This is a genomic window from Roseateles sp. FW305-36 (genome assembly GCF_058787015.1).
Window position 1 is genome coordinate 861,410 of sequence record NZ_JBYSZK010000001.1, and the last position, 24,733, is coordinate 886,142.

Consider the following 24,733-nt stretch of genomic DNA (forward strand, 5'->3'; position numbering starts at 1 on the left):
TTCCAGCGGCCGCATGAATTGGTGCGTGGGGCGCACGCGCGTACCAACAACATTCGCAGACTTGACGCGCACAAGAAGCCAACTTCCTGAACACCCCAAGGTGCGCTTCGACCCCTGTCGCGCGTCAATGGAAGCCTAGCCACGCCAGGGGAGCACGGCATTAAGTTCGCGCAGCCGTTTCACGCGCAAAAAGCAAACTTTTCTGCGCGCACAAAACTCAAACTTTTGTTGACGCTTCGGAGTTTGGACATTCATACCTAGCAAGTTTGCTAGCTACGACCGAATATACACGCCAGAACTCAGGCCGGCGGAGACGCAAAAAATAAGCGCGCAGCCTCCTGGAGGACTGCGCGCATTTGAAGAAAAGGCTTGATCTATCGGCGCCAGAACGGCTACCGTGGAACGATGTCCAACTCTTGAAAGCGCAAACGGAGCCCGCCAACCACGACCGCTCCGTTGCTGATCGACCCTTCCTGCACAAAAGTTTCGACCTGCTTTGATCCTACGTTCAAAACGCGACGTAGTCAAGGCACGGGAATGCTTTTGCCTGTCGATCCCGCGCTTAGGTCGCGACGATGAAGCAAGCAGCGAGTCCCGGTGCGCCTTCCAAACTCGGATGGGCCAAAGCACTTACCAGCTCTGGCGATCAATGGATCACGGAGTCATATAAGTCTGGAATCCAGTCCATCATTTTAATGTCCGCCATGGACTGGATTGTTAGCCATGCGCTTGAGTTAGATCCCACAATCGAAAGATTCAATTATTTGCGAGACGCATGCCGACCTCGTAAGCGCAAAGATGCACCCACGCCACGATGGCAGTTTTGGGTGAAACCCAGGGCCGGTGATCAGTACTTGCTGGAGGTTCTCGAACGGAACCGCAGGCGTTCAGACAAATCCACTTCCAGGCGCCATCGTCAATGTTTTATTGATGACCTGCCGGAACCGGAAATTGGCGTTAGCAACATGGGCGCCGTCGCTTACTTGGCTTCCACGTGGTTTCATAGCACGGCCCACGAAGAATCGGCAATTCTAAGGATCAGCGCTGACGGACAGGTGCGCACGCTTAAACAGATGTTCGAGCAGGTGCGCGGCAACCATGCAGTTTTTGTGAGCGCTGTGCTCCGTTTGCACATTGTCGGATCAATCTCCACCAATCTTGAAAGCCGCCCTCTGGGTTGGCTGACACACATTTCGGTCAATGTGGTGAGGCCAACTTGACAAAAGGGCTCACTCGAACAAACGTTTCGGCGTCACTGATTGCGTTGCTTGTCGATGTAATTCCAGAGCCTGGGCGGCAAACCGATAGATATAACGCCCTAAGCGAGTATATCGATGGCAAACCGATCAAATATATAGAAGCCACTCACCATGTAAATCGATCAGATGTGCTCCAAATGTTTCGCGCGGCGCTCGAGCGGCACGCAGATGGCAGACTCTGGGGATACCGCGTCTGCAAACGATGGTCGCAAGTAAAAAAGCGGAAGAAGAGGGCGTCGAGTAAGACGAGCGCTGGGAAGTTTGAACATTGGCTGGAATCGCTCAAGCCCGAGCATGCCGCTTTTATGGTTCGAGTCTTTTCGGTGGCAAAAGAGAGCAAGCGTCTAAATTGCGCGAAATATTGGCGAAATGTAGTTGTTCCTTTTCTGAAGGACACTGAGAACGGACCGGGATATACGAAAACGAACTATCCACTCAAGAACAGAGACCTTGGTGCCGAAGCATTTCGAAGGCATTTGAAGAAGGCAGCTGCACCCAAGCTTAGCGTGCTGGCCACAGCGGCAGAAGCGATTGGCGCAACCGCACTCAATCCGCTGATGCGATTTGCACGCCCACTCGACTTCATTCAAATCGACGAGTGTGAAATCGATTTCGTCCGCACCGTCCGGGTGGTCGATGCGAGGGGCACCGTGCTGTGGATACCTACTTCTGATATTACGATTCTTGCGGCTCGGGACGCCTGTTATCCAATTGTCTGGGGATTCATTGTTTTCTATCACAAGGTGGTCTCAGAGGAAGATATGTATGACTTCCTCATCACCTTCAATCAGAGATGGACTCCCAGGCGAATCAAGAGCGGTAATGCTCAATACGCAGTCGGTGCGGCTATGCCGACGGGACGTTTCCCGGAGTTCATTGGCGCCCAATTCTCAGCACTGATGGCCGACCGGGCGCTGGCACATAAGGCTTATTCGTTCACGCACAGCGCTCGCCGGGCACATGGGTTCTCGTTGAACCTGGGACCGGCGTACCGTTGGATCGTGCGGCACACCATGGAGGGAACGTTCTCGATCATGGACACCACGCACGTCCATCAAGAGGCAGCGACGCTGGGGACTGGGCCGGATGATCCGCGCAGAGAGCATGCCTTCACAGTCGCGGTCGATCAACATATCGAAGAAGCCGAGTTGCTCGACCTGCTCTCAGTGGCCTTCGCGGACTTCAACGGGGCGCGTCATGGTGGTCCCAGCGGGCTAGAGCAGTTGGAGAACTACTTGAAGTTCGACAAGAACTTCATGGTGCGCACGCTGCCACCTCCGCTTCCCAATGCGCCACCGCTGTACGTCATCGTCGTCAACTTAAGAGTCAGAGCAAGTGCCACTGGGAACTATGTCCATCATCACGGGACCTGGCGTGGAGGAGCGCTGAACAGCTTTGCACCCGAGACCGTGGTGCAACTGCACATCGACAGGCAAGACATCCGAGCGCCACAGCTTTACTTCGAAGGTGTCGACCATGGCTTCGTGACTGCCGAGAAGCGGTGGAACGGGGATCATCCGATTCTGTATTCCTCTCTGGTTGCGGCGTCGCGGCGCTACGCCATAACCAAGGCCGACAACGGCCAGGACTCTCATCCTGACTACCTGTCGGCGCTGGAGCGTGCGGAGCAGAAAGTCGCGGTGACCAAAGGCAGCAGGCGCAATTCACCCTCGAAGGATGCCAGTTTGCTCGCTGACTTGCGGCGCCAGACCCCGACGGACCAACCGCCCGAAATTGATTCAGAACGAACACCTGGCACCGAGGTGAAAGAAGGCAAGAAGAGTTCCGTGCCTTCTCGGATTTCGGTCCCGCAGCCGCTACCGACCCAATTCCAGTTCGACGAAGAATTGCTTCAGCGAATTGCGGCACTAGGGTCAGTTTCGAGGGAGCGGAACGATGACCAGTGACGAATCAGCCAAGAAGCCAAAACTTAGCGAGTGGCAATCCAGCATCATTCAGCGGATTCGGAATGAAGGGATGCAGTTGATTTCGAATCCGGGAGCTGATCTGTTGCTCGCAACAATTGTCCTGGCGCTCGAGCGACGTTGGCGGGGAATCATCGTCACCGCGTTCACAACGTTTGGGAAGACGTTGGGAATCGAGTGGGCAATGTTGCAGCTTCCGAAATTACTCGGAACCGTCGTCCCGTGGTTGTCTGTCGAAACCCCTGACAAGAAAGTATTCAAGTCGCCTACCGCCTTCTTGGACATGATGGTCGCGGAAGCAAAAATAGAAGCGCCATCCCGGAATTCTGTGAAGCGAATGGATCAACTCGCGAAGCACTTCACAAATCTGGCAGCTCGTTCAAAAGCTCGGTCATTCATTTTAGTAGTTGACGAAGCGCAAGAGATGAAGCTTGACGACTACGAGTTGCTCAAGCTCATTGGCAATCTGAAGAAAAAGAGGAAGACGCTGCTGATGGTCGTGCTGATTGGTCAGCCCGGACTGGCGTCGCTGCGATCACAGCTATTGGAAGCGAAACCGATCGATGCAGATCAACTGTATGAGCGCTTTGCAAAACGCGTGATTCGCTTTCCCGGCATCCGGTCGGAGAAAGAGCTTTTGGCGTTCATCACAAAATTTGAGGCAGAAATAGAGGTGAACGGAAATTCAGTCGTTGCGAGCTTTGTTCCTATAGCGGTTGACGCAGGCTTCTCGCTGGCGACAATCGTTCCGAGACTGTGGGAAAGAATATGCGCACAAGCATCGGCGTCACAGCAAGCGACGGGTGTTGAAATTGGCATTGGGCACGTCGTAGAAATTATCGCCTTCCTGCTTTCGGACATGGCGCTGATAGACAAGGTTGATCTGCAGATTTCCAATGAGATGCTAGATCTTTGCATCAGGAATTCCGAGTATCCGAGTTCAATCATCAACCAATAGCGAAGCCCAAATAATGTCTCGCGCGAGGTATGATGAAGAAGGCTCAGCCGAAAAACTCATTTGGCTGCCCAATATCGTGCGGCCTTACGAATCGCTTGCGTCCATGGCGGTCAAGCTCTGCTTCATCTCAGAGGAACGACCGAAGCAATTCTTCCCAAGGCTCGTCAAATTGATGGGATGTGATTTTAATGAGTCAGCAACACTGACAACATCCCGCCTGGAAAAACTCCAATCACTAACTGCGGAGAGCCCCAAGCTGCTGAGGTTGTCGGGACAGCTTCCAATTCCAGCCGGCTTGGATCAATTTCTGGATCACGCCGAGCCTAAGGCCAGAAGGCTCCATTTCTGCAGTGATTGCATGGCCGAGGGCTATCACTCAACTCTTCATCAATTGACTTGGCTCAATCGATGCTTCAGGCATCGGACTGAACTGAAAGCGGCACCTCGCGGCTTGGCGTCGCTCGGATTCTTGTATTCGAATTGGTTTGGGCCAACCGCAGAGTGGCCCCAGCGTACCGACCCGTGGGAATGGGACGCGTTTTCACGACGGGACTACCTTGGTTTGGTGCCAGAAATTCTCAGGGACGTCGGTGTGGTATGCCGAGCCAACAAGATGGGGGGATTAGCGCTTCAAAAGGGGGCGCAGATCTCGGGGAGCGACAGTGCGAGACTCCGGGTGCTCGCGCTGTCGGCCACAACGCGACACGGGGCCATCTCACCTTCGACGGCAGCACTGTTGGGCACCGAGGACTTTGAGCTCGTCAGGGTAGCGCTTCCGCTGCGGTCCTCGGCCGTGCAGACGCTTTTGAGCCGAGCTGATCTGCCGACCCTGGTCGCAGCCAGGCTGGAGTCCAACCTTGCCGCCGGCGGCTCCTCACCGTGGATCGCAGAGATGCGCAAGGGCATCCGCGCGGGTTGCGTCGAACATTCCCAGTGCATTCGGTTGCTGTGTGCTTGCGTTTACCGGTGGCAGAGCATCTGGCCTCATCGAAGCGAAGCCGGCCGCTCGTCAGAGATCCTGCACGACATCTTGTCGGTCAGCGGCCTCGAAACCTGTCCTGCGGTGCGGTTGATCGAGCGTCTTGCCTCCATGCGAATGGCGGACAGCTTTCGAGGTCGACGTTCGGCACCATGGTTCTCGTGGAGCAATCCGGAGCAAGCGGTTGGCAAATGGCTCTACCGTTCCAGGATCATCGAGACCAAGCGTCCCCCGCCCACTGACCCGGCGACCGTGCGGATGTTGGATCTCATGGTCGAGTTCTGGGTCAAGACGAGACTGTCACAGTCGTTGCGCCATCGTCAGCAGGATGCGCTGGCGAAGCAGGGCACTGGTTCACTTGCCGAAGCCAGCGCCGGTTTGAGCGGTATCAACACGTCGTCCTGCGAGGCCGTCCTGCACATCGACTTCATGAACCACGCCTTGTTTGTTGAGGAAAACGGGCAGGGCTATGTGCTAGTCGGGATGCCGAGAGTGTGCTTGGCGCCAGACTCGTTCTCCGCGGCACACTTCGAGTCGCTGAAGACTGCGGTCACGCGAATCGAGGTGGCCAGTGAGCTGGAGTGGCCGAGCGACAAGTTTGTCCGCGCCAGTCCGGTGCCGGCTGTGCTCAGGTCGCGAATGTGCAGCCCTGGTGACCCATCTCCAGCTGGCTTAGCTGATTGAGCTGCCACGGGCTCACGCGGTGATCCGGTTAGGGTGGGCAAAATTCAGCCAACACAGCATTCACCGCCGCCCTTGAAGACTCTCTACCTTTTCCCTGACACCAACGTCTTTCTTCAGTGCAAGCCGCTGGACCAGCTGAGTTGGGCGGCCATGGGCGATTTCGACGAGATCGAACTGGTTGTGACGAGGCCAGTGCAGAAGGAGATCGACTCACTGAAGGGAAAAGGAAACTCAAGGCAGGCCTCTCGAGCTCGAGCTGCTGCCAGCCTGATCGATCTTCTGCTGGATTGCGAGGATCACCGGCACAGAGTGCGGGACGGAAAACCTGTCGTGCACCTGCGACTCGATCTGCTGCTGCGCCCAGAGAAGCCGCAGCCAGACAGCCTGGACTATGAGCAGCACGACGATCAACTCGTAGGCATCGTGCTTGGATACCAGAACGTGCATCCCGACGCCGTCGTCAAACTCTTGACAGACGACAGCGGCCCCAAGTTCAGCGCCAAGACCGTCGGCGTGCAGTTCCAGTCAACACCCTCCGAATGGTTGCTGCCGCCGGAGGAGGACGAAGCGACCAAGCGTGCCAACGTATTGAAGGCGGAGCTGGACCTCTACAAACGCCAGGAGCCCAACTTCAAAGTGACGTTGAAGAAGCCCCAGGGTAGCCGGCTAGAGATCAGCGTCGACAAGTACGAACCGCTGACTGCGGAAGAAGTCGACAGCCTGATGACCCGTCTGCAGGAAGATCACCCGCTCGTGACAAACTTCTTCGAGGCCCAGCCGAAGCAGCATGTGCCTAAGGGTCCTTTGGACCTTGCCGCCCTGGCGATCCCAGTGGAGGCGGGCATGCAGCCGATGGCACCAGCGGATATCGAGCACTACCGCAAGCGGTACGACGAATGGCTGCAAGATTGCAGAGCGAAGTTGACGAACCTTCCCAAGGCGCTCCAGCAGCAACTGGCATGGCCGGAGATCAGCGTCACCGTGGAGAACGTGGGATCGCGACCTGCAGAGGATGCGTTGGTCGTCGCTGAGTTCGAAGGGCCGTTCGGGATTGGTCTACCCAAGAGAAAGTCTGACGACGAACCGGAACGCTCGCCTTACCAGAGGGGCACCGAACTTGCCAATCCTCCCCGAGCCCCCGAGACAAGGGCGATCGGAAAGGGTGCCTCCTCCATGGCCTCGCTGATCAAGCGAAGCAGTTCTTCCCTGGTGGATTCGAAGGTGACGTTGCCGCACGTCTACAAACCACCGGAACTCAGGGATCCCAACGCGTTCTATCTGAAGGTCGGCAGTCGCGGGGCGCCACTGCAGCGGATCGTGTACTCGTGCGATCAGTGGCGTCACGGACAAAGGGCCGAAGACTTCGATTTCGAGTTGTGGTTCCACACCAATCCCGGCACTCATTCAGGCGTAGTCAAGTTCGGAGTGCATGCGGCGAACCTGACTCAACCTGTGAGAATCAACCTGCCGGTGTCGATCACTGTCAACCCGGTCTCGTGTCTGACGTATGCCACCGCGATGGTCGCTGCCGTCAAAGGCCCGTCTCGCTATCGCCTGGCAATTACTGAGTGACACCTGATGGCGCTGGCCATCCAGGGATAAGTGGGTCGCTACCTCGCGCCATTGCTCAGTCGCCGGCTGATGCCGCGGCGAGCCAATCCGAGCTATTTGCGGCAGCCTGTGCAAGTGTCCATCGCGTTAGTTGATTGGGCCCTGCATCGTTCCGAGCAGAATGCACCATGACCGACGAACCACCCTTCCATAGATATTCAACGGTTGCTCGGTCCTACCTTGCGAGGGCGGAAGAGCATCTCAAAGCGTTCCAGGATGAGGGCGACGTCGCACGCTTCTTCTACGCGGCCCTGGAGCTCCGATACGGCATCGAGGCAAGACTTCAGGAGTACATCGACGCCGCGCTCCGTTCGTTGAAGCAGGAGCCGTCAGACACGTCAGCGTACGTGGCGACCAAGCTGATGCAACAACTGAAGAAGTTGAACCCCGATGCGGACAAGGTCCAGGGGATTCGCATTGCCGAAGAAGGCTCGGGCGCTTTGGCGTTCTCAGGACATTACACGCCAGTGACCCCTCGGTTGGCCAAGATTCACGGCATGCTTGGGGAACTGCTGCACTACAAGTTCTTTGGCAACAACAAGAACTGGTTTATCAAGGGGGCCTCACGTGGTCCTGGCAAGCAGACGCTGACTGACCATGCGGCGCTTCTACAGGAGGCCATCGAAGAATTGAGGATGGCTACTAGCGGAACTATCTTGCATTCCAGCTTCATCAAGGCTGCCGTCCAATCAGCGTTGGACGAAGGCCCTCCAGCTGAGGCAGTCGACGAATAGTTCCAAGTCCCGAAGGCCCGTAGAGCAGCAAACGCTGCTGTTTGCGCGCCGAAGTCCGGGTAGCGTCGAGCATTGAGGGCAGGGGCTTGGACGGCAACTTTTGCCCTTCGCAGGATGCCCGCTCGAAGAGGCTCAGGCTGTGCCTCCAGGAGCCAGCATCGACGCATTGATCGCCCCGGCCGTGGTGTCGCCGTCCTCGAAGATGACCAGGAACCAGAAAGACTGTTCAGGAGCGCCGAGGAGTTCCTTCAACTCGCTCGCCGGCTTGGCGAACTTGCTCTGGATCTCGGGTCCAAGCGCCGCGGCCTGCGCCAGACGCTCGCGAGGAACCGCCTCAAACGACGGATCGCCGTCGCTCAGATCCAGCAAAACGACCAGGTCGTTGGACTTGTAGTGGCGCTGGGCGGCCTGGGCGAACTCGAACACACGGTGGTCGATGACTTCGCGAAGTCGGGCGGGGATGTGCGCAAGCAATGGCTCTCCTTTGTGACAGTAGTCAATCTTCCACCCAACGTGCCTTCTGAGCTGACAAGCCCGGCCCTGCGCCGGACCTTAAGCGTTCCTTAAGGCACCGCCTTGAACACTGCGCGCCGTTTTGAACGGCTCACCTGTGTTCGTGACTCCAGACCCTCTGGCCCAGCCATCGGCCCATCCCCTTAGCCGCCCTGGCGCTCCCGCGGCCAAACCACTCTCCATCGACCGGGCGCAGCAAGACGTGTTGGTCCTGCTGATGGGCCTGGCCGCGCTCGCCCTGTGGGAGTGGTCTCGCTTGGACCTGCCGCTGGTGCGCCTCTATGCGACGGAGCAGGGCTTTGCCTGGCGCGATCATTGGCTGACGGCCAAAGTCCTGCATGACGGGGCGAGGCTCGTCGGCTGGGCATTCTTCTTTACGCTTTTGGCGAGTGTCTGGCGTCCGAGGTTGCTGCTCCCGGAGGTGCCCAGACGCGAGCGCATCTGGTGGATCCTGACGACGTTGGTCTGCGTCGCACTGATCCCGCTGATGAAGCGCGTCAGCACCACGAGCTGCCCGTGGTCCCTGGTCCAGTTCGGCGGCGAGTTCGCGCGGTACGTCCCGCATTGGGTGCTCGGATCGCAGGACGGCGGCCCCGGAGGTTGCTTTCCGTCTGGGCATGCATCGACAGCGTTCGCGTTGCTACCTGGCTGGTTTGCGATCAGGGACCATGTGCCACGCGCGGCCCGCCTCTTCCTTGCGGTTGTTATCACCTGCGGCGCGTTGCTCGCCTGGGTCCAGATGATGCGCGGCGCTCACTACTTGAGCCATTCGCTGTGGACTGCCTTTATCTGTTGGACGGTCAGCGTCATCAGCTGGCATGGGTTGCAGGCGTGGCGTGACCGGAAGCGCCTCGATGGCCAGCCTGCACGCGAGGTCCTCCCGTGAAGCGGGTCGTCGACTGGCTCTATCCAGATCCGTCGCGACCGCTCACCCAGGTCTGGATCTCGGCGATGTGGATGGGGCTGGTCGCGAACTGGCCGTTGTGGAAGCACCTGCAAACGCTTCCGGATCTCAGCGGAGCGCGCGGCCTGGTGTTCATCGTGGCCTTCGCCGGCATGGTGACGGCCGCGACCGGCGCATTGTTGAGCCTTCTGGCTTGGCCGCGTTTGATCAGGCCGGTGCTGACCGTCCTGCTGGTGGCATCCGGCTCGCTGGCGTACTTCATCCACAGCTACGGCATCGTCTTCGATCCGACGATGGTGGTGAACCTGGTCCAAACGGACGTCCGGGAGACGCGTGATCTTCTGAGCCTGCGGCTACTGCTGACCGTCCTGGTCATCGGGCTCGTGCCGGCTGCCTGGCTGTGGATGCAGGCCAGGGCTCCTAGCCAGCCTCTCCTCAAGCGGGTGGGTGGCAACCTGGCCAGCCTCTTCCTGGGGCTCGCGGTGATGGTGGCCTTGGCGCTGGCGGTGTTTGCGGACCTGTCCTCAACGATGCGCAACCACAAGTCGTTGCGATACATGGTGACACCGCTGAATGCCGTCTACTCGGTCACGGCCGCGGCCGTACGAAGCCAGGCCGCGCCCGGTGGCCCACCAGAGGTCATCGGCGCGGATGCCCATTTGTTGCCGCGGCCGGAAGGGACCAAGCCACCGCTGCTGCTGCTGGTCGCCGGCGAAACCGCGCGCTCGATGAACTTCAGCCTCAATGGCTACGGGCGCCAGACAAATCCGGAACTGGCCAAGTTGCCCGTGGTCAGCATGCGCGACGTCACGTCCTGCGGCACGGCGACCGCCGCCTCCTTGCCTTGCATGTTCTCGCCGCTCGGGCGGTCTCGCTTCGTCGATCTCAAGGGAACTCAGGAAAACCTATTGGACGTTCTCCAGCGCGCCGGCTTGGCTGTGCTTTGGCTGGACAACCAGAGTGGCTGCAAGGGATTGTGCGACCGGGTTCCCAACAGTCCGACGTCGAAGCTCCCCGAGGGTGCAAAGCCTCTGCCCGAGATGCTGTGCACCAGGGATGCGATGGGCGAGTCGGAATGTTTCGACGAGGCGCTGCTGCACGAACTGGACAAGCGCATCGCGACGCTGGATCCGCAGCGGCTCCAGCGCGGCCTGGTGCTGGTCATGCACCAGATGGGCAGCCACGGGCCGGCCTACTTCAAGCGGTCGCCAACTGATCTGGAGCTCTTCAGGCCGGAATGCCAAAGCAACGCGCTGCAGCAATGCAAGCGGGAGGAAGTCGTGAACGGCTACGACAACACCATCGCGACGACCGACCGGCTTCTGGCCAGGTCGATTGGCTGGCTGCAGACGCAGTCGGAGAGGTTCGATGCAGGGATGCTGTACGTGTCCGACCATGGTGAATCGCTGGGCGAGAACGGGCTCTACCTCCACGGGATGCCCTACGCCATGGCGCCGCGTGAGCAAACCCAGGTACCGATGATTCTGTGGGTGCCTGCCGGCGGGGACCTCGACCGCTCACTGAAGCCCGGGTGCTTGGCGGCCCTGCGTGACCGGTCTGCGTCGCACGACAACCTGTTCCACACCGTGATGGGATGGGTCGGTGCGCGAGCAGACGTCTACCAGCCCGCACATGACCTGCTCGCCGGATGCCGTTGATGGCTGGTGAATCCTGGGTTGGTCTGCTTGAGAAGCATATGAAGGGCGAGAACCAGATGAACCTAGATCGAAGGACCCGCGTCGCCCTCGTTGGGCTCATAGCCATGGCGGCACTCTCTGCGAGCGGGCAGGCGCCGGAGCCCGACCGGTCACCCGGCGCAACGCTCTCGGACAAGTCTGCGGCGCTGTTTGGCAACCAACCAGGCCACAGGTTCAACGGCACTCCGCTAGCGGCCGCAACGGTTCCGCCGCGCACAGACACGCTGACCCTGACGATCGCTCCCGGGAAGGGTGTTCAGGTGAGGACTCAGGTTGATGCCAGCCAAGGGTTCGTATTCCAGTGGACGGCGACTGCCGACCTGCTGATGGACATGCATGGCGAACCGGCTGAATCGACTGAGACCTACACGGCGTATGCCATCGGCGCGAAGCGGCGGCAGGCGTCGGGGACATTCGTCGCCCCGTTCTCAGGCAAGCACGGCTGGTACTGGCAGAACCCCAGCCTGGATCCCGTCACGGTGAAGGTGGTCGTGACCGGGTTTCAGAAGGATCTGCTGCGGGCGATAAATCGGTAGAAGCATCCTTAACGCCATGATCACCAACCCCCACAAGGGCCGCACAGGCTTGGACCGGATCGCTCATGCTTTCGGCTACTCAATGTCAGGCCTGGCCGACGCTTTCAAGGGCGAGAGCGCGTTCCGCCAGGAGGTCGTGCTAGCGATCGTCTTGGTGCCGCTGGCGCTATGGCTGGCGAGCGACTGGGCGCAACTCATGCTGATGATCGGCTCGCTGATGATCGTGCTCATCGTTGAATTGCTCAATTCGGCCATCGAAGCGACGGTCGACCGCATCTCGTTCGAGCATCACCTGCTGTCCAAGCGCGCGAAGGACATGGGCAGCGCGGCCGTGCTGCTCTCGCTCGGATTGGTGTCGTTGGTCTGGGGCTCGGTGATCTGGGTGCGCCTGGACGAGGCGTTCTGAGGCTCGCGGCCACGGGTGGCTGGGAAGTCAGCGTGCCCGGGAATAGGCAAGAGGCGACTGCGCAACGGCAGTCGCCCTGGATGGACAGACATCTGCCCAGCCTGCTACTTCTTCTTCGGGTCGTGCTTGTGGATCGGCAGCGTCGGGTGCTTTTTCGAGTTCTCCTCGTCGACGTGGCGGCGGCGGTCGTCCGTCCCGTCTTCCTTCTTCGGCTTGGGGCCAGGCTTGATGTGATAGGTCATCAGTTCATGCTTTCGTGTTGCACAGCCACAGTGGCTGCAACAGTGATTTAGCCCCTGCGCGCCTCATCTCACAATGCTCGAAATAGAGGGCTTGAAACGGCGAGCCGCGCCTCTATTTCGGGCCGCGCCGCCGACGGCGATCTCCGAGTGGGACTGGCTTAACTCCCGTTTTTGGCCTCCGGCAAGAGGTCGCCGATGTCCTCAGGCGAGGCCAGCGCTAACTGGAACTCCGGTGGCAGATCGCGCTTCAAATCCACCGCCACGCGGAGATCCTGCAGGACGTACATCGCCAGGCTGCGTCGCACCCTCAGGCGCTTGGCACGGGCGCCAGGGAACATCTCGGACGCGATCAGGTTCTGCTGGGGCTCTGTGAGGCTGGGATGGGGCACAAGACGCAGATCCACCATGCGCGTCCAGCCGGTGTCACGGTCCTCGGCGGCCTCAGGGGGGCGTGCCGCATCGACGCCTTCTGCGGCCTGCACGCGCGACAGGACGAAGTCCCGGAAATCGCGACGTTCGGTGCACCACGCTCGCATGTGCCAGCGCCGCGGCGCGCGAACCAGAGCGTGGGGGAACACGATTCGCGGAATTCCCTCCGGATGGTTCATGGATCTGTAGAGGATCTTCACGCCGGTGCCCGCCCTGGCGGCCTGCAGCACGGAGGAGAACACGCCGGGATGCACGGCGGTCAGGTCAATCCGGGCGTCATGAAGGCAGGGCAAGAGCGCATCGGCGCCCCCAGGCGCGGACGAAACCAGCTTCAGGTAGGCGTCCGGGGACTGCCTCAGGTTGGAACGTGGGGCAGGGGAGGCCCAGACGATGGGGCCCCGCTTGTTGGGCCGCTTGATCAAGGCGCCAAGTCGCTCGATGAGTTCAGCGAGCAGCCGGCTGGCCCAGACCGGCTTGACACCCAGGAACTGCCGGATCCGGGCGTTGTCCAACTCGCCTTCCCATCGGAGGATGGTTTCCAGATCTGCCAGCCGATCTGGCGCTCGTTCCTCGACGACGTCGTCTGATGCCATGAGTCGCCTCGGTAAAAGTGATGTTGACAGTTAGTCTAGACCATAACTTATATTAGAAGCTAATGAACATCTTCGACCGCCTCCCCCTAGGCCTGTTCGGTCCGCTGACTGGGCGGAACGGTCGTCGGATGTGGGATCTGATCGGGCGCCTGGCCCAGCAGTTCTTCGGGCCGGACTGCATTCCTCCCTACGCCGAGGGTTATCTGCATGAGCAGATCACCAAGGAAATCGAGCGGTTTCTGCTGGACGCTCAATGGGAAGACGAAGAGCGCGGCGAGATCCTGACCACCCCGCTCAACAGCCAGGCCAACAACCTGCAGGAGCGACTGGTCAGCACTGGCTGGCTGATCGAGGACCGGGTCGGCGCGCGCGTATTCGTGAGCATGCGGCCCGTGGTGGCACGGTTTTTTGAGACGGTTCACCAGTTTGTCGAGGATGGCCCGCCACTGATCGGCGGCAATGTGCAGTTGGTGTTCAACCAGTTGCGCAGCGTTGTCGAGTCGCCGCGGGAGCAGGCTCAGGGGTTCATTTCCGCGGCCCAGTTGTGCGTCAGGCTGATCCATTCCCTGTCCGCCACCACCCTGCGCGCGCGAGATCTGATCAAGGAGCTGTTGCGCGAGAGCGAGACCCCGGCCTTCGTGAGGCGGTTCTTCGGCGAACACATTTCCGAGTTGTACGTCCGGGACTTCAAGAACCTGCGGACGGAAAACCATCCACTGCGCCTGCGCGGGGAGATCCTGGACATGGTGAGCCAGGTCACCACGGATCCGGTCGCGCGGGCCGAGCTGCTCGCGGGCTATGCCGCGATTGCCAAGAGCAGCGAAGTGCCGGAGCAGATGTTGGACCGCGACATCCGGCGCTTCGAGCGACTCATTGACGTGCAGCAGTTCATCGACCGCATGGACCAGGTGATGGAGCAGGCGGGCCGCATCGCCGCCAGCCACCTTGAGTACAGGCTCAAGGCGACTGACCGCATCGAGTCGACCATCGAAGACACCATCCGCGCCCTTCAACGGGCCGAGACGCTGGGCATCGACGTCGAAGGATCGTTGTTCACGCCGGCTGGCTTGGTCTCCGAAGCCCGCCTGCGCCTGCCAACGCCAGCGCCGGTCAAGCAAGTGCGCCAGCCGATGCGCAAGCGAGAAATGACCTTGCAGGAGCGTGCTGCCCAGTTGCTGAGGCGGGAGATGACCCAGCACCGGGATTCTTCGCCGAAGGTCTTGCAGGCCTACGTGGCGAGTCACCTCAAGCCGGGTGAGACGCTGCCGGCGAACAGCCTTCCGGTCGACAAGGTAGAGGACGCCGTTGCTTTCCTGGCGCTGGTTCATATCGGCTCCATCTCCAGGCATGCGCCACGAGCCATCCAGCAAAACCCGTTGCTTCGGCGGATGGACTTCGAAGTCGAGCTCCTGCCGTTTCCGGCCCGAGTTCAGACACCGCTCTTCGACGCGCCGGATTTCGTGATCCGCAGAAAGGGTTCCCATGCCTCGTAACTGGCTATCGCTCGCCGAGAGCACCGAAGGCGACTATGTCGTCGCGGACTTCCAGCAGGCCCTCCACCAGTTGGTGACGCAGCAATGCCTCTATGCCAGGTTTCTGCACCAGAGCGTCGCCTACCGGCTGATCTGCGCATTCCGCGACGACTTCCAGGACGCCGTGGGGCTGCAGGGCCTGCGCTTGGGGTTCAAGGACAACTGGCAGTTCTGTTTTGTGACTCAAGAGGTGACGAAGCCGCAGCTGATGGACAAGAGGGACACCCAGTTCCTGCTGGCGCTGCGCCATGCCTATCACCTCCAGGCAACGGGCGGCGCCCTCAATGAACTCGGCGAAGCGCACGTGGGGCTGGTCGAGTTTCAGGAGGGATACAAGGCGCTGACGGGTCAGGACATCGACGTCCGGACCAAGTCGATCGAGCCACTTTGCAAGATGGCGTTTCGCCAGGGCTTGGCCAAGCTCGTCGATACGGAGGACGGTGACGTGCAGCCGCATGCCATCCTCATTCTTCCTGGCATCGCCGAAATCCTCAGCGAGCAGGCCATCGGGCGGTTTGGTGCGGCACTGAAGGCGAGCATGCCCGCCGCCAACGATGCCGTGGTCGAGCCGAGCGGGGATGCCGAATGAAGCACCTCATCGCGGTCCACCTGGTGCAGTTCTCGTTCTGGGACTACGAAACCTTCGTGCTGTCCAACGGCGGCACTGCGTTCATCGGTCCTAACGGCGCGGGCAAGACCAGCCTTGTGGACGCCGTGCAGATCGCGCTGATTGGCGCGAATGGCAACAGCATGCAGTTCAACGCCCAGTCGGTGCATGCCAACGCGCGCTCGCTGCGGGACTACGCGCTGGGCACGATGCGCTCAGGCGATGGAGATGCAAGCCTTCAGACGCGCAAGCGGGACGAGGCGACTTCGTACATCACGCTGGTGTTCCAGGATGAGGTGTCCGGCGAGACGTGCAGTGCTGGCCTCGCAATGGAGAGCAGCGCCAAGATGCGGGACGAGGTGATCCTGGGCCTGTTCGTGCTGCCGGGCGTGATGTTGACGCTGGACCACCACCTCGAGGACCTTGGGGCGACGGGCAAGGCGCCGATGGACTGGGACCTCTTCGCGGCCCAGGCGCGGCAGCTGTCGGGCAAGGCGGGCCGAACACCCACGATCACCAAGAAGCCAGAGACCTACCTTGAGGAACTGCTCCACCATCTGTCCGACCAGAAGAAGGGCATCGACCCGCGCAAGTTCCTGAAGGCGCTCAGGCAGAGCCTGAAGCTCAAGGACATCCAGAGCGTCAACGACTTCCTTCGGCAGAACCTGGTGGAGGCGACCAAGATCGACCGGTCGAGCACGCTGCGGTTGATGCAGACGTACAGGAACATCATCGATCAGATCGCGCTTGTGAACCTGCAGCTTTCGCAGCTCGACTCCCTGACGGGCCGGTATGACAACGTGGCACGCCTGCACAAGACCAAAGCTGTCGTCGAAGCCGTCCGGCTGGCGCTCCTGGTCGAGTCGTCGGATGCCGAGGTGGCCCGATTGACCGGGCTTCAGGACAGTCTCAGCGGCCAGGCGGCGATCGGTGCCAAGGCGCTAGAGACCGCAAAAGCCGACGTGGCGTCGACTTTCAGGACCTACGAGGAACTGTTGGGCGCGCTCAATCGCGATCCGGAGGCCAGCCAGCCAGAACAGGCAAGGCAGCTTCAACAGGCCATGGCCAACGCAAGTGCTTCCGCTCAGCGCGAGGTGGAGCAGCTTGAGTTCCAGATCGCCGATGCACTCCAGCAACTTGTGATCGCCTTTGAGGCCGCCGATCGCGACGTCCATGAAGCGGCCTATCAGGCACTCAAGGCTTGGGACGCGCGGCGCAACAGGAACATCCGACCTGACGCAGGTCAGGTTTCAGAAGCGCTGCAGTTGCTGAGGCGATCGCAGGTCAGCCTGGAAGGGCTCTTGAAGACCCGTGGGGCCGAACTTGCTCGGGCGGAGCGGGCGAAGACGGCCGTGGCTAACAAGCTCCATTCGGCGGCCAAAGGGCGCAACATCAAGGACGAGAACATTGCGGCCGCACTGAGGCTCTTTGACGACAAGGGCATCGGCTGTCGCACCGCGGCCAGCGTGCTGACGTTGAAGGACACCAGTTGGCAAGAAGCCGTCGAGACGCTGATGGGCGGCACGCGGTACGCGATCCTTGTCGATGAGAAGAGGGAGGACGACGCGATCGGCCTTGTTCGCAAGTACCAGATCCCTGAGGTTGCGGTCATTCAGCCGGACCACTTCCAGTCGTACATCGGTGCAGCGCCGGTGCCTTCGACTGTCGCCGCGCTTTTCGAATCGAAGGATCCGGTGGCAAAGGGATTCGTCAACTTCCTCTACGGCACCATGAGGACGGTGCAGACGGAAGAGGAGCTGCGGAAGAACCCGCGGTCGCTGACCAAAGACGGCATGCTGAGCACGGGTGGCGTGACGAAGCGCATGCGGCTCATTGAATCGGGCGATTTCCTCCTCGGCGTCGAATTGTCGCTAGACGATCGGGAGAGCTTGCGGCGCGAATTAATCGCCGCGACCGAGGCCGAACGCCGAGCCCTCGCCGCGAAGAACCAGGCTCAGGTGGCTTTGGGGGCAGTCGGCCAAGCCGTTCGCTCGGTCACCGAGGACGCGTTCCGGTCCGCATTGTTGGCCAACCAGTCGGCACAACTCCAAGCCACTGCAGCGCTCGAAGCGGCAACGAAGGCGCCGTCCGAACGGCTGCTCCAGATGCGGGCGGCTGTCGACGAGGCGCGGGATACTCATACAGCGGCGCAAGAGCGATCTGGAGAGGCCGATCGAGCCCTGACCATCGTGAGAGGGAAGATCGAACAGGCGACGGTCGACTTGGGCAAAGCCACCCAGTTGCTGGCAGAAGTCTCGGCTCAGCATGACGTAGCGCTGGCAGATCCTGACTACGACCCGGATCTGGCGGCGTCGCGCGTCGACCAGGTCTACCGTGCCGGCGCGGATGGTCTGGCACAGGAGCTTGGCGCGCTGGTCACCGAGGGCAACAAGGCCGCAGCATCCATTGCCAAACTGGTGCCGGACATCCGCGATCAGTTCATTGCGTTCATCAACGAGCATTCGATGGGCCTCGTCGAGGAGCGAAATGATTGGCGCCAGGCGGCCGGCTGGATCAAGACGTTCAGCGACAAGCTGCGAAGTTCGACTCTGCAGGACTACAAGGCCGAGGCCGAGGCCGCAGAGGAAGCCGCCAAAGCAGCGTTTGAATCGGACATCAAGTTCGGCCTGCGTGAGGCACTGCGCGGCATCGACCGCGAGATCAAAGACCTCAACAAGATCCTGGCAACGTGCCCGACGTTTTCGAACAACGAGCGCTACAAGTTCGTGTCGTCGGTCGACCCGCAATACGCAGCGCTCTACGACCTCATCGTCAATCAATCGGAGGACGGCACCAAGGCGATGTTCGGGGCGGGGACCTTGCAGAGCCAAGTGCTGAGCATGCTCAAGGAGGCGGAGCTGGGCGGTGCGAAGGGCAAGAACCCCATTTCGGACTACCGGCTCTTCTACCTCTTCGACCTTGCCATCATGGTCGATGGCCGGGAGGTGGACAGGCTGAGCCAGCGCATGGGCAAGGCCTCCAACGGCGAGCACCGTGTGCCCTTCTACGTTATCGCCGGCGCATCGCTCGCTTCGGCCTATCGCATCCAGCAAGGCGACCGGCACAAGGGCGCCGGCATCATGATCCTTGACGAGGCGTTCTACGGCATGGATGCCCAGAACACCGTAGCCACGGCCGAGTTCCTGAAGTCGCTGGGCCTGCAGCTGGTGATGGCGGGGCCCGATGCAGACACCAGCAAGCTGACGGCGGTGCTCGACTCGTACTACGACCTGACACGCTTCGGGCCGGATGTGTTCGTTCACTGGATTGGAGTGAATGAACAGGCAAGGCAGCTGCTGCAGAGCGACATGCCCAGCCGGCACCCGGATCTACTGGATGCCAAGGTGCAGCAGTTGTCCCTGGTTGGCGAATGAACGGGGTCGCCGAGCGCGCGCTGCTTAAGCTCCTGGCCCTGGCTGAGACCGCCTGGGCCAATGGCACCGATGGCAAGGCTCTGTCGCTACCGTTTTCCGAATCGAAGTTGCGGGCGTATTTCGAGTTCGCGACGAGCGCTGATCGCGTGGCATGCAACGCCGACTTGGGGCTGGCTGAGCGGGCGCGCGCCATCGACATTCAGTGGGATCCCCGAAGCGGCGACAAGCGGCAGATTGCTCGCATCACCCTGGTGAATGCGGACAAGCTGGCTGCTTTCCTCGAGGTGCCGCCAAGGTGGGCCGTCGTGGATTCAGCGACTGCCTCCGTGAAGCACCTGGTGGGAGAGTTTCCTGTCTTGCACCAGGTGCTTGCAGCGTGGAAGGCAGGCGTGCTCGTGCGCCGGACGAGTGCCGCGGACGTGCTCGACTGGCAGGAAGCCTGTCGCGTCATCCTCCACCGACGTGCCAGCGGCGACGTCGATCTCCCACATCGCGGACTCAGCGTATCGCTGTTCAACGACAGCAAACGTCTCGAGGCGCTTTGGCCGATGCTCGACATCCTGCTTCAAGGCGGCATGGACGGCGCCTCGCGCAGTGACGAGGAGATCTGTGGCGAACTCGGCATCGTCAAGTTTCCGTCCACGGTGCTGATGGCGGGGAGCGTCCGCGTGATCTACGGCGGGGACGCCCTGGATGTCCGTCGGCCGTACCTTGGCCTGTCGCCAACGCATATCGACGGGGTTGAACCGCTGGGACAGATCGACACACTGCTGACCGTCGAGAACTTGTCCACCTTCCACGAGCTCGCTCGTCAGTCGTTGGCGGACCGGCGATGTGCATTGATCTACACAGCGGGCATGCCCAGCCCCTCGTGGCTGCGGATCTACCGGTTGATGCTGAGGGCGCTACCGGATGCCGCCATCGTCCGACATTGGGGTGACATCGATGCCGGCGGGTTCCGGATCGCCAACCGGCTGGCCACCGCCTGCCAGGATGAGGGGCGGGCACTCATGCTGTACGGCATGGCTGGAGAGCTGAACAAAGAGGCCAACGAAGCAGGCGAGGGCGCCCGCAAGGCGCTGGACGATGCCGAACTCCGGACGATTCGCCGGATCTGCCTGGCGCGGGGGTGGGATCGGGAGCGGGTTTTCGTCGACGAGCGCAAGCTCGCGTATGAACAGGAAGGCATGCGCGCAGCCTTGCCGACCCTCGGGTCATGAGGCGCCAGGGCGAACGCTGACTTGTCTCAGACGTACTGCGTCAGCCGGAAGACCTGCGCGTTCGGGCGGCGAGGAATGATGATCTTCAGGAAGTGGGTGCTGTAGCGCTTCAGCCAACGAGCTTCTGGGTGGGTGTCGTCAAAGAGGTGCAAAGGTTTGAACCCCTGGGAATCGCCGCCCTCCGCACTGAAGTAGCGGCTGTTGGGCCCCGGTGGCGCAGCTGAAATGCTCAGCAGCAGCTCCTTCTTCGCGTTCCCGGCGATGCTGGCATAGAAGCCGTTCATCAGCTCCGTGCGGTCCAGGTAGAAGCACCTGCAGCCCGCTTGGGTTGAGTTCTGGTGGACGTTTCGAATCACCTTGTCGTGGAAGTACATCATCGGCGCCGAGTTCGTCTCGTGATCCGGGCCGTAGAACTCGATGAAGTGGTCGTCGACGGGGTTGCCGAGGTCGTCGACGACGAATGTGTTGAGCATGAAGAAGCGGTGGCGAGACGAGTCCTTCGCCACCTCAAGTGCATCCGTCGCCGTGCTCCATGTCTCTTGGATCTTGCGATATTCGGCGACGTCCTTGCATTTCAAGGCTTGGATGATGAGGTTCAGTGTGTCGGCACCGCTGGCACTCTTGATCGAGGTGTGGTCCTCATCTGCCAGCGCCTGGTAAGCGTAGGGCGCCAGGTTGTCACGTGGTTTCCAGGGAGTGAAGTCCGGGTCCTGTTCATTGACGGTGAAGTCCAGCGTAGCTCCGTATGCCGACAGGTTGGCTGCAGGGGCCCTGACGGTGCCGTCAGCTCCGTCTTCGTTGACGATCTTCATCAGGATGCCGGAGTAGCCCTTGATGCCGGAGAGCACAAAAGGAAGGCATCCGCCTTCGCCGTAAGTCGGCGAGGGATCGCCTAGGCTGCCGTCGGTCGTCAGCACATCCGAGAGGGCAAGGCCCCACTGGTAAGGAGAACCGAGCTCCAGTGCGTTCAAGACCTGCGTGCCGGTCTGGAAGCCGTTGCTGATGCCTTTGGTCACGCGACCGATGAAGGACTTGCCCTTGGCCGCCAAGGCGGAGCCATAGTTCGCCGGCGCCAGCATGACCAGGCGCTTCAGCCAGCGCGGCTTGCGCATCCGGTCGTAGAAGACCAGCCATTGGCGGGATACCAGGCCGCCCGTGCTGTGGACGACCATGTCAAACGGAGCAGTCAACGTTCCGGCGTTGACCAGTCCGGATATGACTTCTTCCATGCGCTTGGCGATGTCGGGAATCGTGACATCGTCATCCATGGACTCGTAGTCCGCGAGCCAGATGTCCAGCGTGTCAAAGCCGTTGTCCTGAAGCTTCTTGCTGAGCTCCCGGAATGATCCGGACTGGTCGCTCCAACCGTGCAATACAAGGACCTGTCTCATGGGTTCTCACTCCAGTTCTGGCTGTGCCCGGAGACTGTAGGCCCGCCGTTAGCGCGGCGTCATTTCCGGCAGCCAGCTGGGGCGCGCCACGCCCTCAACTTTGAGGAGATCGGCAACGAAAGCCGGCCTGCGCTCTAGAGGATTCACTTCTTCCCCACGGACTTCTCGGCCCGGGGATACACACGATCGAAGGTCTTGGGATTGAAGAAGGCCTCGACCTCGGCGCCCTTGCCATCGGTGGCGTGGACCTCGTAGCAACCGTTGGCTTCCTCGATCTTGCTGACTTTCCAGCCGTCGCCCTCGAGTTTCTTCTGGAGTTCTGTCTGCGGTTTTTTCTCTTCCTTGGCAATGGCAGGGCAAGAGACGTCGACGTGGGCATGGGCGGTCGAGGCCGCAAGCGCGAGGAGCAGGGAGGCAAGGAGCTTCATCATTGGCCTTTCCATCGATGGCGGGAAGACGGGCGGAGTTTTGGGCGCCGGTGTGTAGGCATCGATCTTCGGCGCCAATGTGCTGCACGGCAAACCGGCCCGAGCCTCGCGGGCCCGGGCCATTCACAACATCAGAACTTGTAGCTGCCGGTCACCGTCACCACGCGCCCCGTGCCGGGAACGTAGAACGTGGGGTAGAGCGCGTCGGCGTAGCGTTTGTTCGCGACGTTGCTGACCATGAGCTTGAAGAGCAACGGTTCCTGCACCGCGTACTCGGCCATGACGTCAGCCGTGACGAACTTTGGGGCATAGAAGCCGGGATTGCGGAACGGTTGCTGGCTGCTGCGAGCATTCAGGCCGCCACCGAAGCGAAGCTTGGGCGAGGCCTGGTAGGTGGTCCACAGGCTGCCGGAGTACTGCGGTGTGAGCGACGGACGTGCACCCTGGCCTTCGGCGCCCGGCGCGGCTACGTCGATCTTGGACACCGGCATCCAGGTGAAGTTGGCGAAGATCTCCCACTCCGCCGTGACGCGGCCGACCAGATCGAGATCCAGGCCGGCAGCGTGGCGCTTGCCCGAGAGCACCACCGCATTGATTAGCGGGTCGGTGTTCCGTTCGTGCAGCTTGGTGTTGCGGAAGATGCCAGCGCGCGCGCTCAGCTTGCCGTCGGCGGAATCCCACTTGGCGCCCAGCTCGACATTGACCGACTGCTCTGGCGGCACGTTTTCGTTGGCAGCGCTCAGCGAGTAGGTGTCGCCGGAGCTGTTGAAGGACGTGGCGCCCATCAGGTGGAAGGACCACTGCTCGTTAGGCTGGAACAGCACAGCGGCGCGCTTGCTGATCTCCGAGATTTTCATTCGGTAGGAGGTGGTCACCGGCGGTACGGCAGCCGAGTACTGCTTGTACTTGCCGTCCAGGTTGTCGTAGCGCAGGCCGGCGAGGACCTTCCATGCCGGTGCCAGCTGGATCAGATCCTGGAAGTACACGCCGTACGCCTTGGAGGTGTAGTCGTTGCCGGTACGGAAGGTCCGAACGTCTTCATTGATGGAAGCGCCGTCGTACGGTGTGCCAATCGTGGTGTTGGGCTTGGCAGGATTGGAGCCGTTGGACGCGAAGACCTGCTTCTTCTCGTTGGCGAAGTCCACTCCCGCCTGGAGCGAATGCTCAAAGCCCATGCCCTTGAACTTGGCGCTGAGGTCACTTTGTGCGGTCAAAGTCTGCATGTCCTGCTTCTTGATCTGCAGGCCGCGCGTGAGAACGGTCTTGTCGCTCAATGTTGCGAGGGAGACGGGCTGGCCACCCGGCTGGAGGGCCGCGCCGCCGAAGTTCCAAAGCGTGGCGCGCTGGTCGCGCGTGTAGTCGGCGGTGCGAACCTTGGTCAGCAGCTCCACGCCTGGCGCGATACGTCGCGTGTGCGTGAAGGTCACATAGCGCGCCGAGCCCTTGTTGAAGTCGCTGGCCATGCCGTAGTACGTGTTGGGATCGACAGGCAGCAGCGTGGTGTCGCTGGCAGAAGATGCCGCCGTGGGACGGATCCAGCGCACGTTGAAGTTCATGCCGTTGTCGTTCTGCAGCGCGAAGCCGGTCAGGCTGAACTCGTCCTGCTCGTCGATGCCCCAACGCACCGTGCCGCCAATGCCCGCCTTGCTGATCTTGGTACCGGCACCGTTGCTGTCGGCCTCGTTGACCATCGTGCCAATACGAACAGCTGCGTTTTCGCCGGTGCGCAGGTTGAAGTCGCCCACAGCCCGGACGGCGTTGTGGCTGCCGACAGAGACATCCACCTGGTTTTCGTTGGCCAGTCGCGCTTGCTTGTTGACCTGGTTGACGGCGCCGCCTGTCGAGCCACGCCCAAACAGCAGGCCAGCGGAGCCGCGCAGGACTTCGACCTTGTCCATGAAGAAGGTGTCGCGGTCGTAGAAGGCCGGGTCGCGCATGCCGTCGATGAAGACATCACCCGTGCTTTGCAGCGAGATGCCGTGGATCTTGATGTCTTCCTCGCCGCCTTCCGCAGCCAGGAAGGTGATGCCGGATGTGTTCTTCAGAACTTCCTTGACGCTGGTCAAGCCGCGGTCATCCATGACCTTCTCGGTGATGACCGTCAGGGATTGGGGAATATCACGGATGTCCTGCTTGCCCTTGCCGATGCGGGTCTCGGTGGCTTGGTAGGCATCCTTGCCCTGGGGCTCCGCGCTGGCCCTGGCGCGCACTGTCGGAAGAGTGGTTGCTTCGGTCTTTGGCGCGGAGGCGGCGGCAGCCGGGGCGGACGGGACCTGCGCGAAGGACGTAGAGGCCAGGCCGAAGCCAGCGGCGAGGGCGCCGACGGGCAGCAGCGCATGTGCTTTTTTGGTGTTCTTTCGGGACATGAGGAACTCCTCTGGGACTGGGGCGGCAAAGCGCTGCCCACGCGGCCTGGCGATGGCTTGGCCGTCTTGTTGATGGAAATGGAAATGGGATTCGGGCGGCCGGGCTGGGGGCCTCGGGCGAAAGCCCTCGACAACTGGTCTGTCGATGCATGAGGCGTGGATCGCCTCATGCGCCGCGCAGCCTAGCGACGGAGAGTGGGAAAGGCCACTGGCATGACGGATTGGGTGGGTTGGCGCGAGTGCCGACTGCCGGAAATTGGTTGTTTCGGTGCCTTTGCGCTCACAGTGGCTCCGTTCGAACGACGGCTGGGTACATTCATTCCACAACAGCCGAAATGGAGGACG

General features: G+C 61.0%; 20 protein-coding genes. 14 read left to right on the forward strand and 6 right to left on the reverse strand.

The window, feature by feature from the left end; genetic code table 11:
* Nucleotides 1-704: 704 nt before the first annotated feature.
* From AC3WOE_RS03900 to AC3WOE_RS03925, 6 genes are all read left to right on the forward strand, one after another.
* Entirely contained in the window at nt 705-1,220 is a 516-nt protein-coding gene (locus AC3WOE_RS03900) for a hypothetical protein (RefSeq protein WP_492688395.1), read from the forward strand.
* A complete protein-coding gene (locus tag AC3WOE_RS03905) occupies nt 1,217-3,166 on the forward strand; it encodes a hypothetical protein (protein WP_492688397.1) in 1,950 nt (649 codons plus the stop codon). Before AC3WOE_RS03900 ends, AC3WOE_RS03905 begins: the two co-directional genes overlap by 4 nt.
* Nucleotides 3,156-4,142, forward strand: a complete 987-nt coding sequence (locus AC3WOE_RS03910; protein WP_492688398.1) for an AAA family ATPase — start codon at nt 3,156-3,158, stop codon at nt 4,140-4,142. The genes AC3WOE_RS03905 and AC3WOE_RS03910 overlap by 11 nt, the downstream gene beginning before the upstream one ends.
* A gap of 103 nt (nt 4,143-4,245) precedes the next feature.
* The gene (locus tag AC3WOE_RS03915; RefSeq protein WP_492688399.1) at nt 4,246-5,805 is read left to right on the forward strand and encodes a hypothetical protein; all 1,560 of its coding nucleotides are present in this window, start codon (nt 4,246-4,248) and stop codon (nt 5,803-5,805) included.
* Nucleotides 5,806-5,877: 72 nt separating this feature from the next.
* Nucleotides 5,878-7,377, forward strand: coding sequence for a PIN domain-containing protein (locus AC3WOE_RS03920; RefSeq protein WP_492688401.1), 1,500 nt, complete (start codon nt 5,878-5,880; stop codon nt 7,375-7,377).
* 167 nt (nt 7,378-7,544) lie between these two features.
* Nucleotides 7,545-8,150, forward strand: a complete 606-nt coding sequence (locus AC3WOE_RS03925) for a hypothetical protein (RefSeq protein WP_492688402.1) — start codon at nt 7,545-7,547, stop codon at nt 8,148-8,150.
* Nucleotides 8,151-8,282: 132 nt separating this feature from the next.
* On the opposite strand, the gene AC3WOE_RS03930 is transcribed toward AC3WOE_RS03925, so the two are convergent.
* On the reverse strand, nt 8,283-8,624 hold the full coding sequence (locus AC3WOE_RS03930) for a hypothetical protein (protein WP_492688403.1): 342 nt from the start codon (nt 8,622-8,624) through the stop codon (nt 8,283-8,285).
* A gap of 241 nt (nt 8,625-8,865) precedes the next feature.
* Here AC3WOE_RS03930 and AC3WOE_RS03935 point away from each other — a divergent pair, with 241 nt between their 5' ends.
* From AC3WOE_RS03935 to AC3WOE_RS03950, 4 genes are read left to right on the forward strand one after another with little or no spacing between them, the layout of a single operon-like run.
* On the forward strand, nt 8,866-9,549 hold the full coding sequence (locus AC3WOE_RS03935; protein WP_492688405.1) for a phosphatase PAP2 family protein: 684 nt from the start codon (nt 8,866-8,868) through the stop codon (nt 9,547-9,549).
* Nucleotides 9,546-11,225, forward strand: coding sequence for a phosphoethanolamine transferase (locus tag AC3WOE_RS03940; RefSeq protein ID WP_492688406.1), 1,680 nt, complete (start codon nt 9,546-9,548; stop codon nt 11,223-11,225). Before AC3WOE_RS03935 ends, AC3WOE_RS03940 begins: the two co-directional genes overlap by 4 nt.
* A 38-nt stretch (nt 11,226-11,263) precedes the next feature.
* Entirely contained in the window at nt 11,264-11,800 is a 537-nt protein-coding gene (locus tag AC3WOE_RS03945; protein ID WP_492688407.1) for a hypothetical protein, read from the forward strand.
* Nucleotides 11,801-11,816: 16 nt separating this feature from the next.
* Complete coding sequence (locus AC3WOE_RS03950) at nt 11,817-12,206, forward strand: diacylglycerol kinase (protein WP_492688409.1); 390 nt, start codon at nt 11,817-11,819, stop codon at nt 12,204-12,206.
* Between the two features lie 104 nt (nt 12,207-12,310).
* On the opposite strand, the gene AC3WOE_RS03955 is transcribed toward AC3WOE_RS03950, so the two are convergent.
* A complete protein-coding gene (locus AC3WOE_RS03955; protein ID WP_492688410.1) occupies nt 12,311-12,448 on the reverse strand; it encodes a hypothetical protein in 138 nt (45 codons plus the stop codon).
* A gap of 158 nt (nt 12,449-12,606) precedes the next feature.
* On the reverse strand, nt 12,607-13,470 hold the full coding sequence (locus tag AC3WOE_RS03960) for a BrxR family transcriptional regulator (protein ID WP_492688411.1): 864 nt from the start codon (nt 13,468-13,470) through the stop codon (nt 12,607-12,609).
* A gap of 62 nt (nt 13,471-13,532) precedes the next feature.
* On the opposite strand from AC3WOE_RS03960, the gene AC3WOE_RS03965 reads away from it, so the two are divergent.
* From AC3WOE_RS03965 to AC3WOE_RS03980, 4 genes are read left to right on the forward strand one after another with little or no spacing between them, the layout of a single operon-like run.
* Nucleotides 13,533-14,963, forward strand: coding sequence for a Wadjet anti-phage system protein JetA family protein (locus AC3WOE_RS03965; RefSeq protein WP_492688412.1), 1,431 nt, complete (start codon nt 13,533-13,535; stop codon nt 14,961-14,963).
* On the forward strand, nt 14,953-15,591 hold the full coding sequence (locus AC3WOE_RS03970; protein WP_492688414.1) for a DUF4194 domain-containing protein: 639 nt from the start codon (nt 14,953-14,955) through the stop codon (nt 15,589-15,591). The genes AC3WOE_RS03965 and AC3WOE_RS03970 overlap by 11 nt, the downstream gene beginning before the upstream one ends.
* Nucleotides 15,588-18,983: an SbcC/MukB-like Walker B domain-containing protein gene (locus AC3WOE_RS03975; protein ID WP_492688415.1), complete on the forward strand. Its 3,396-nt coding sequence runs from the start codon at nt 15,588-15,590 to the stop codon at nt 18,981-18,983. The genes AC3WOE_RS03970 and AC3WOE_RS03975 overlap by 4 nt, the downstream gene beginning before the upstream one ends.
* Nucleotides 18,980-20,203, forward strand: coding sequence for a Wadjet anti-phage system protein JetD domain-containing protein (locus AC3WOE_RS03980; RefSeq protein WP_492688417.1), 1,224 nt, complete (start codon nt 18,980-18,982; stop codon nt 20,201-20,203). The genes AC3WOE_RS03975 and AC3WOE_RS03980 overlap by 4 nt, the downstream gene beginning before the upstream one ends.
* 26 nt (nt 20,204-20,229) lie before the next feature.
* Here the strand turns inward: AC3WOE_RS03980 and AC3WOE_RS03985 are convergent, their stop codons facing one another.
* From AC3WOE_RS03985 to AC3WOE_RS03995, 3 genes are all read right to left on the reverse strand, one after another.
* Nucleotides 20,230-21,594, reverse strand: a complete 1,365-nt coding sequence (locus AC3WOE_RS03985; RefSeq protein ID WP_492688419.1) for an esterase/lipase family protein — start codon at nt 21,592-21,594, stop codon at nt 20,230-20,232.
* 143 nt (nt 21,595-21,737) lie between these two features.
* Nucleotides 21,738-22,025 carry a PepSY domain-containing protein gene (locus AC3WOE_RS03990; protein WP_492688420.1) on the reverse strand — a complete coding sequence of 96 codons (288 nt, stop codon included), beginning with the start codon at nt 22,023-22,025 and terminating at the stop codon, nt 21,738-21,740.
* 128 nt (nt 22,026-22,153) lie between these two features.
* Nucleotides 22,154-24,715 (reverse strand): TonB-dependent receptor, encoded by a 2,562-nt coding sequence (locus tag AC3WOE_RS03995; protein WP_492688421.1) that lies wholly within the window; start codon nt 24,713-24,715, stop codon nt 22,154-22,156.
* Nucleotides 24,716-24,733: the final 18 nt, after the last annotated feature.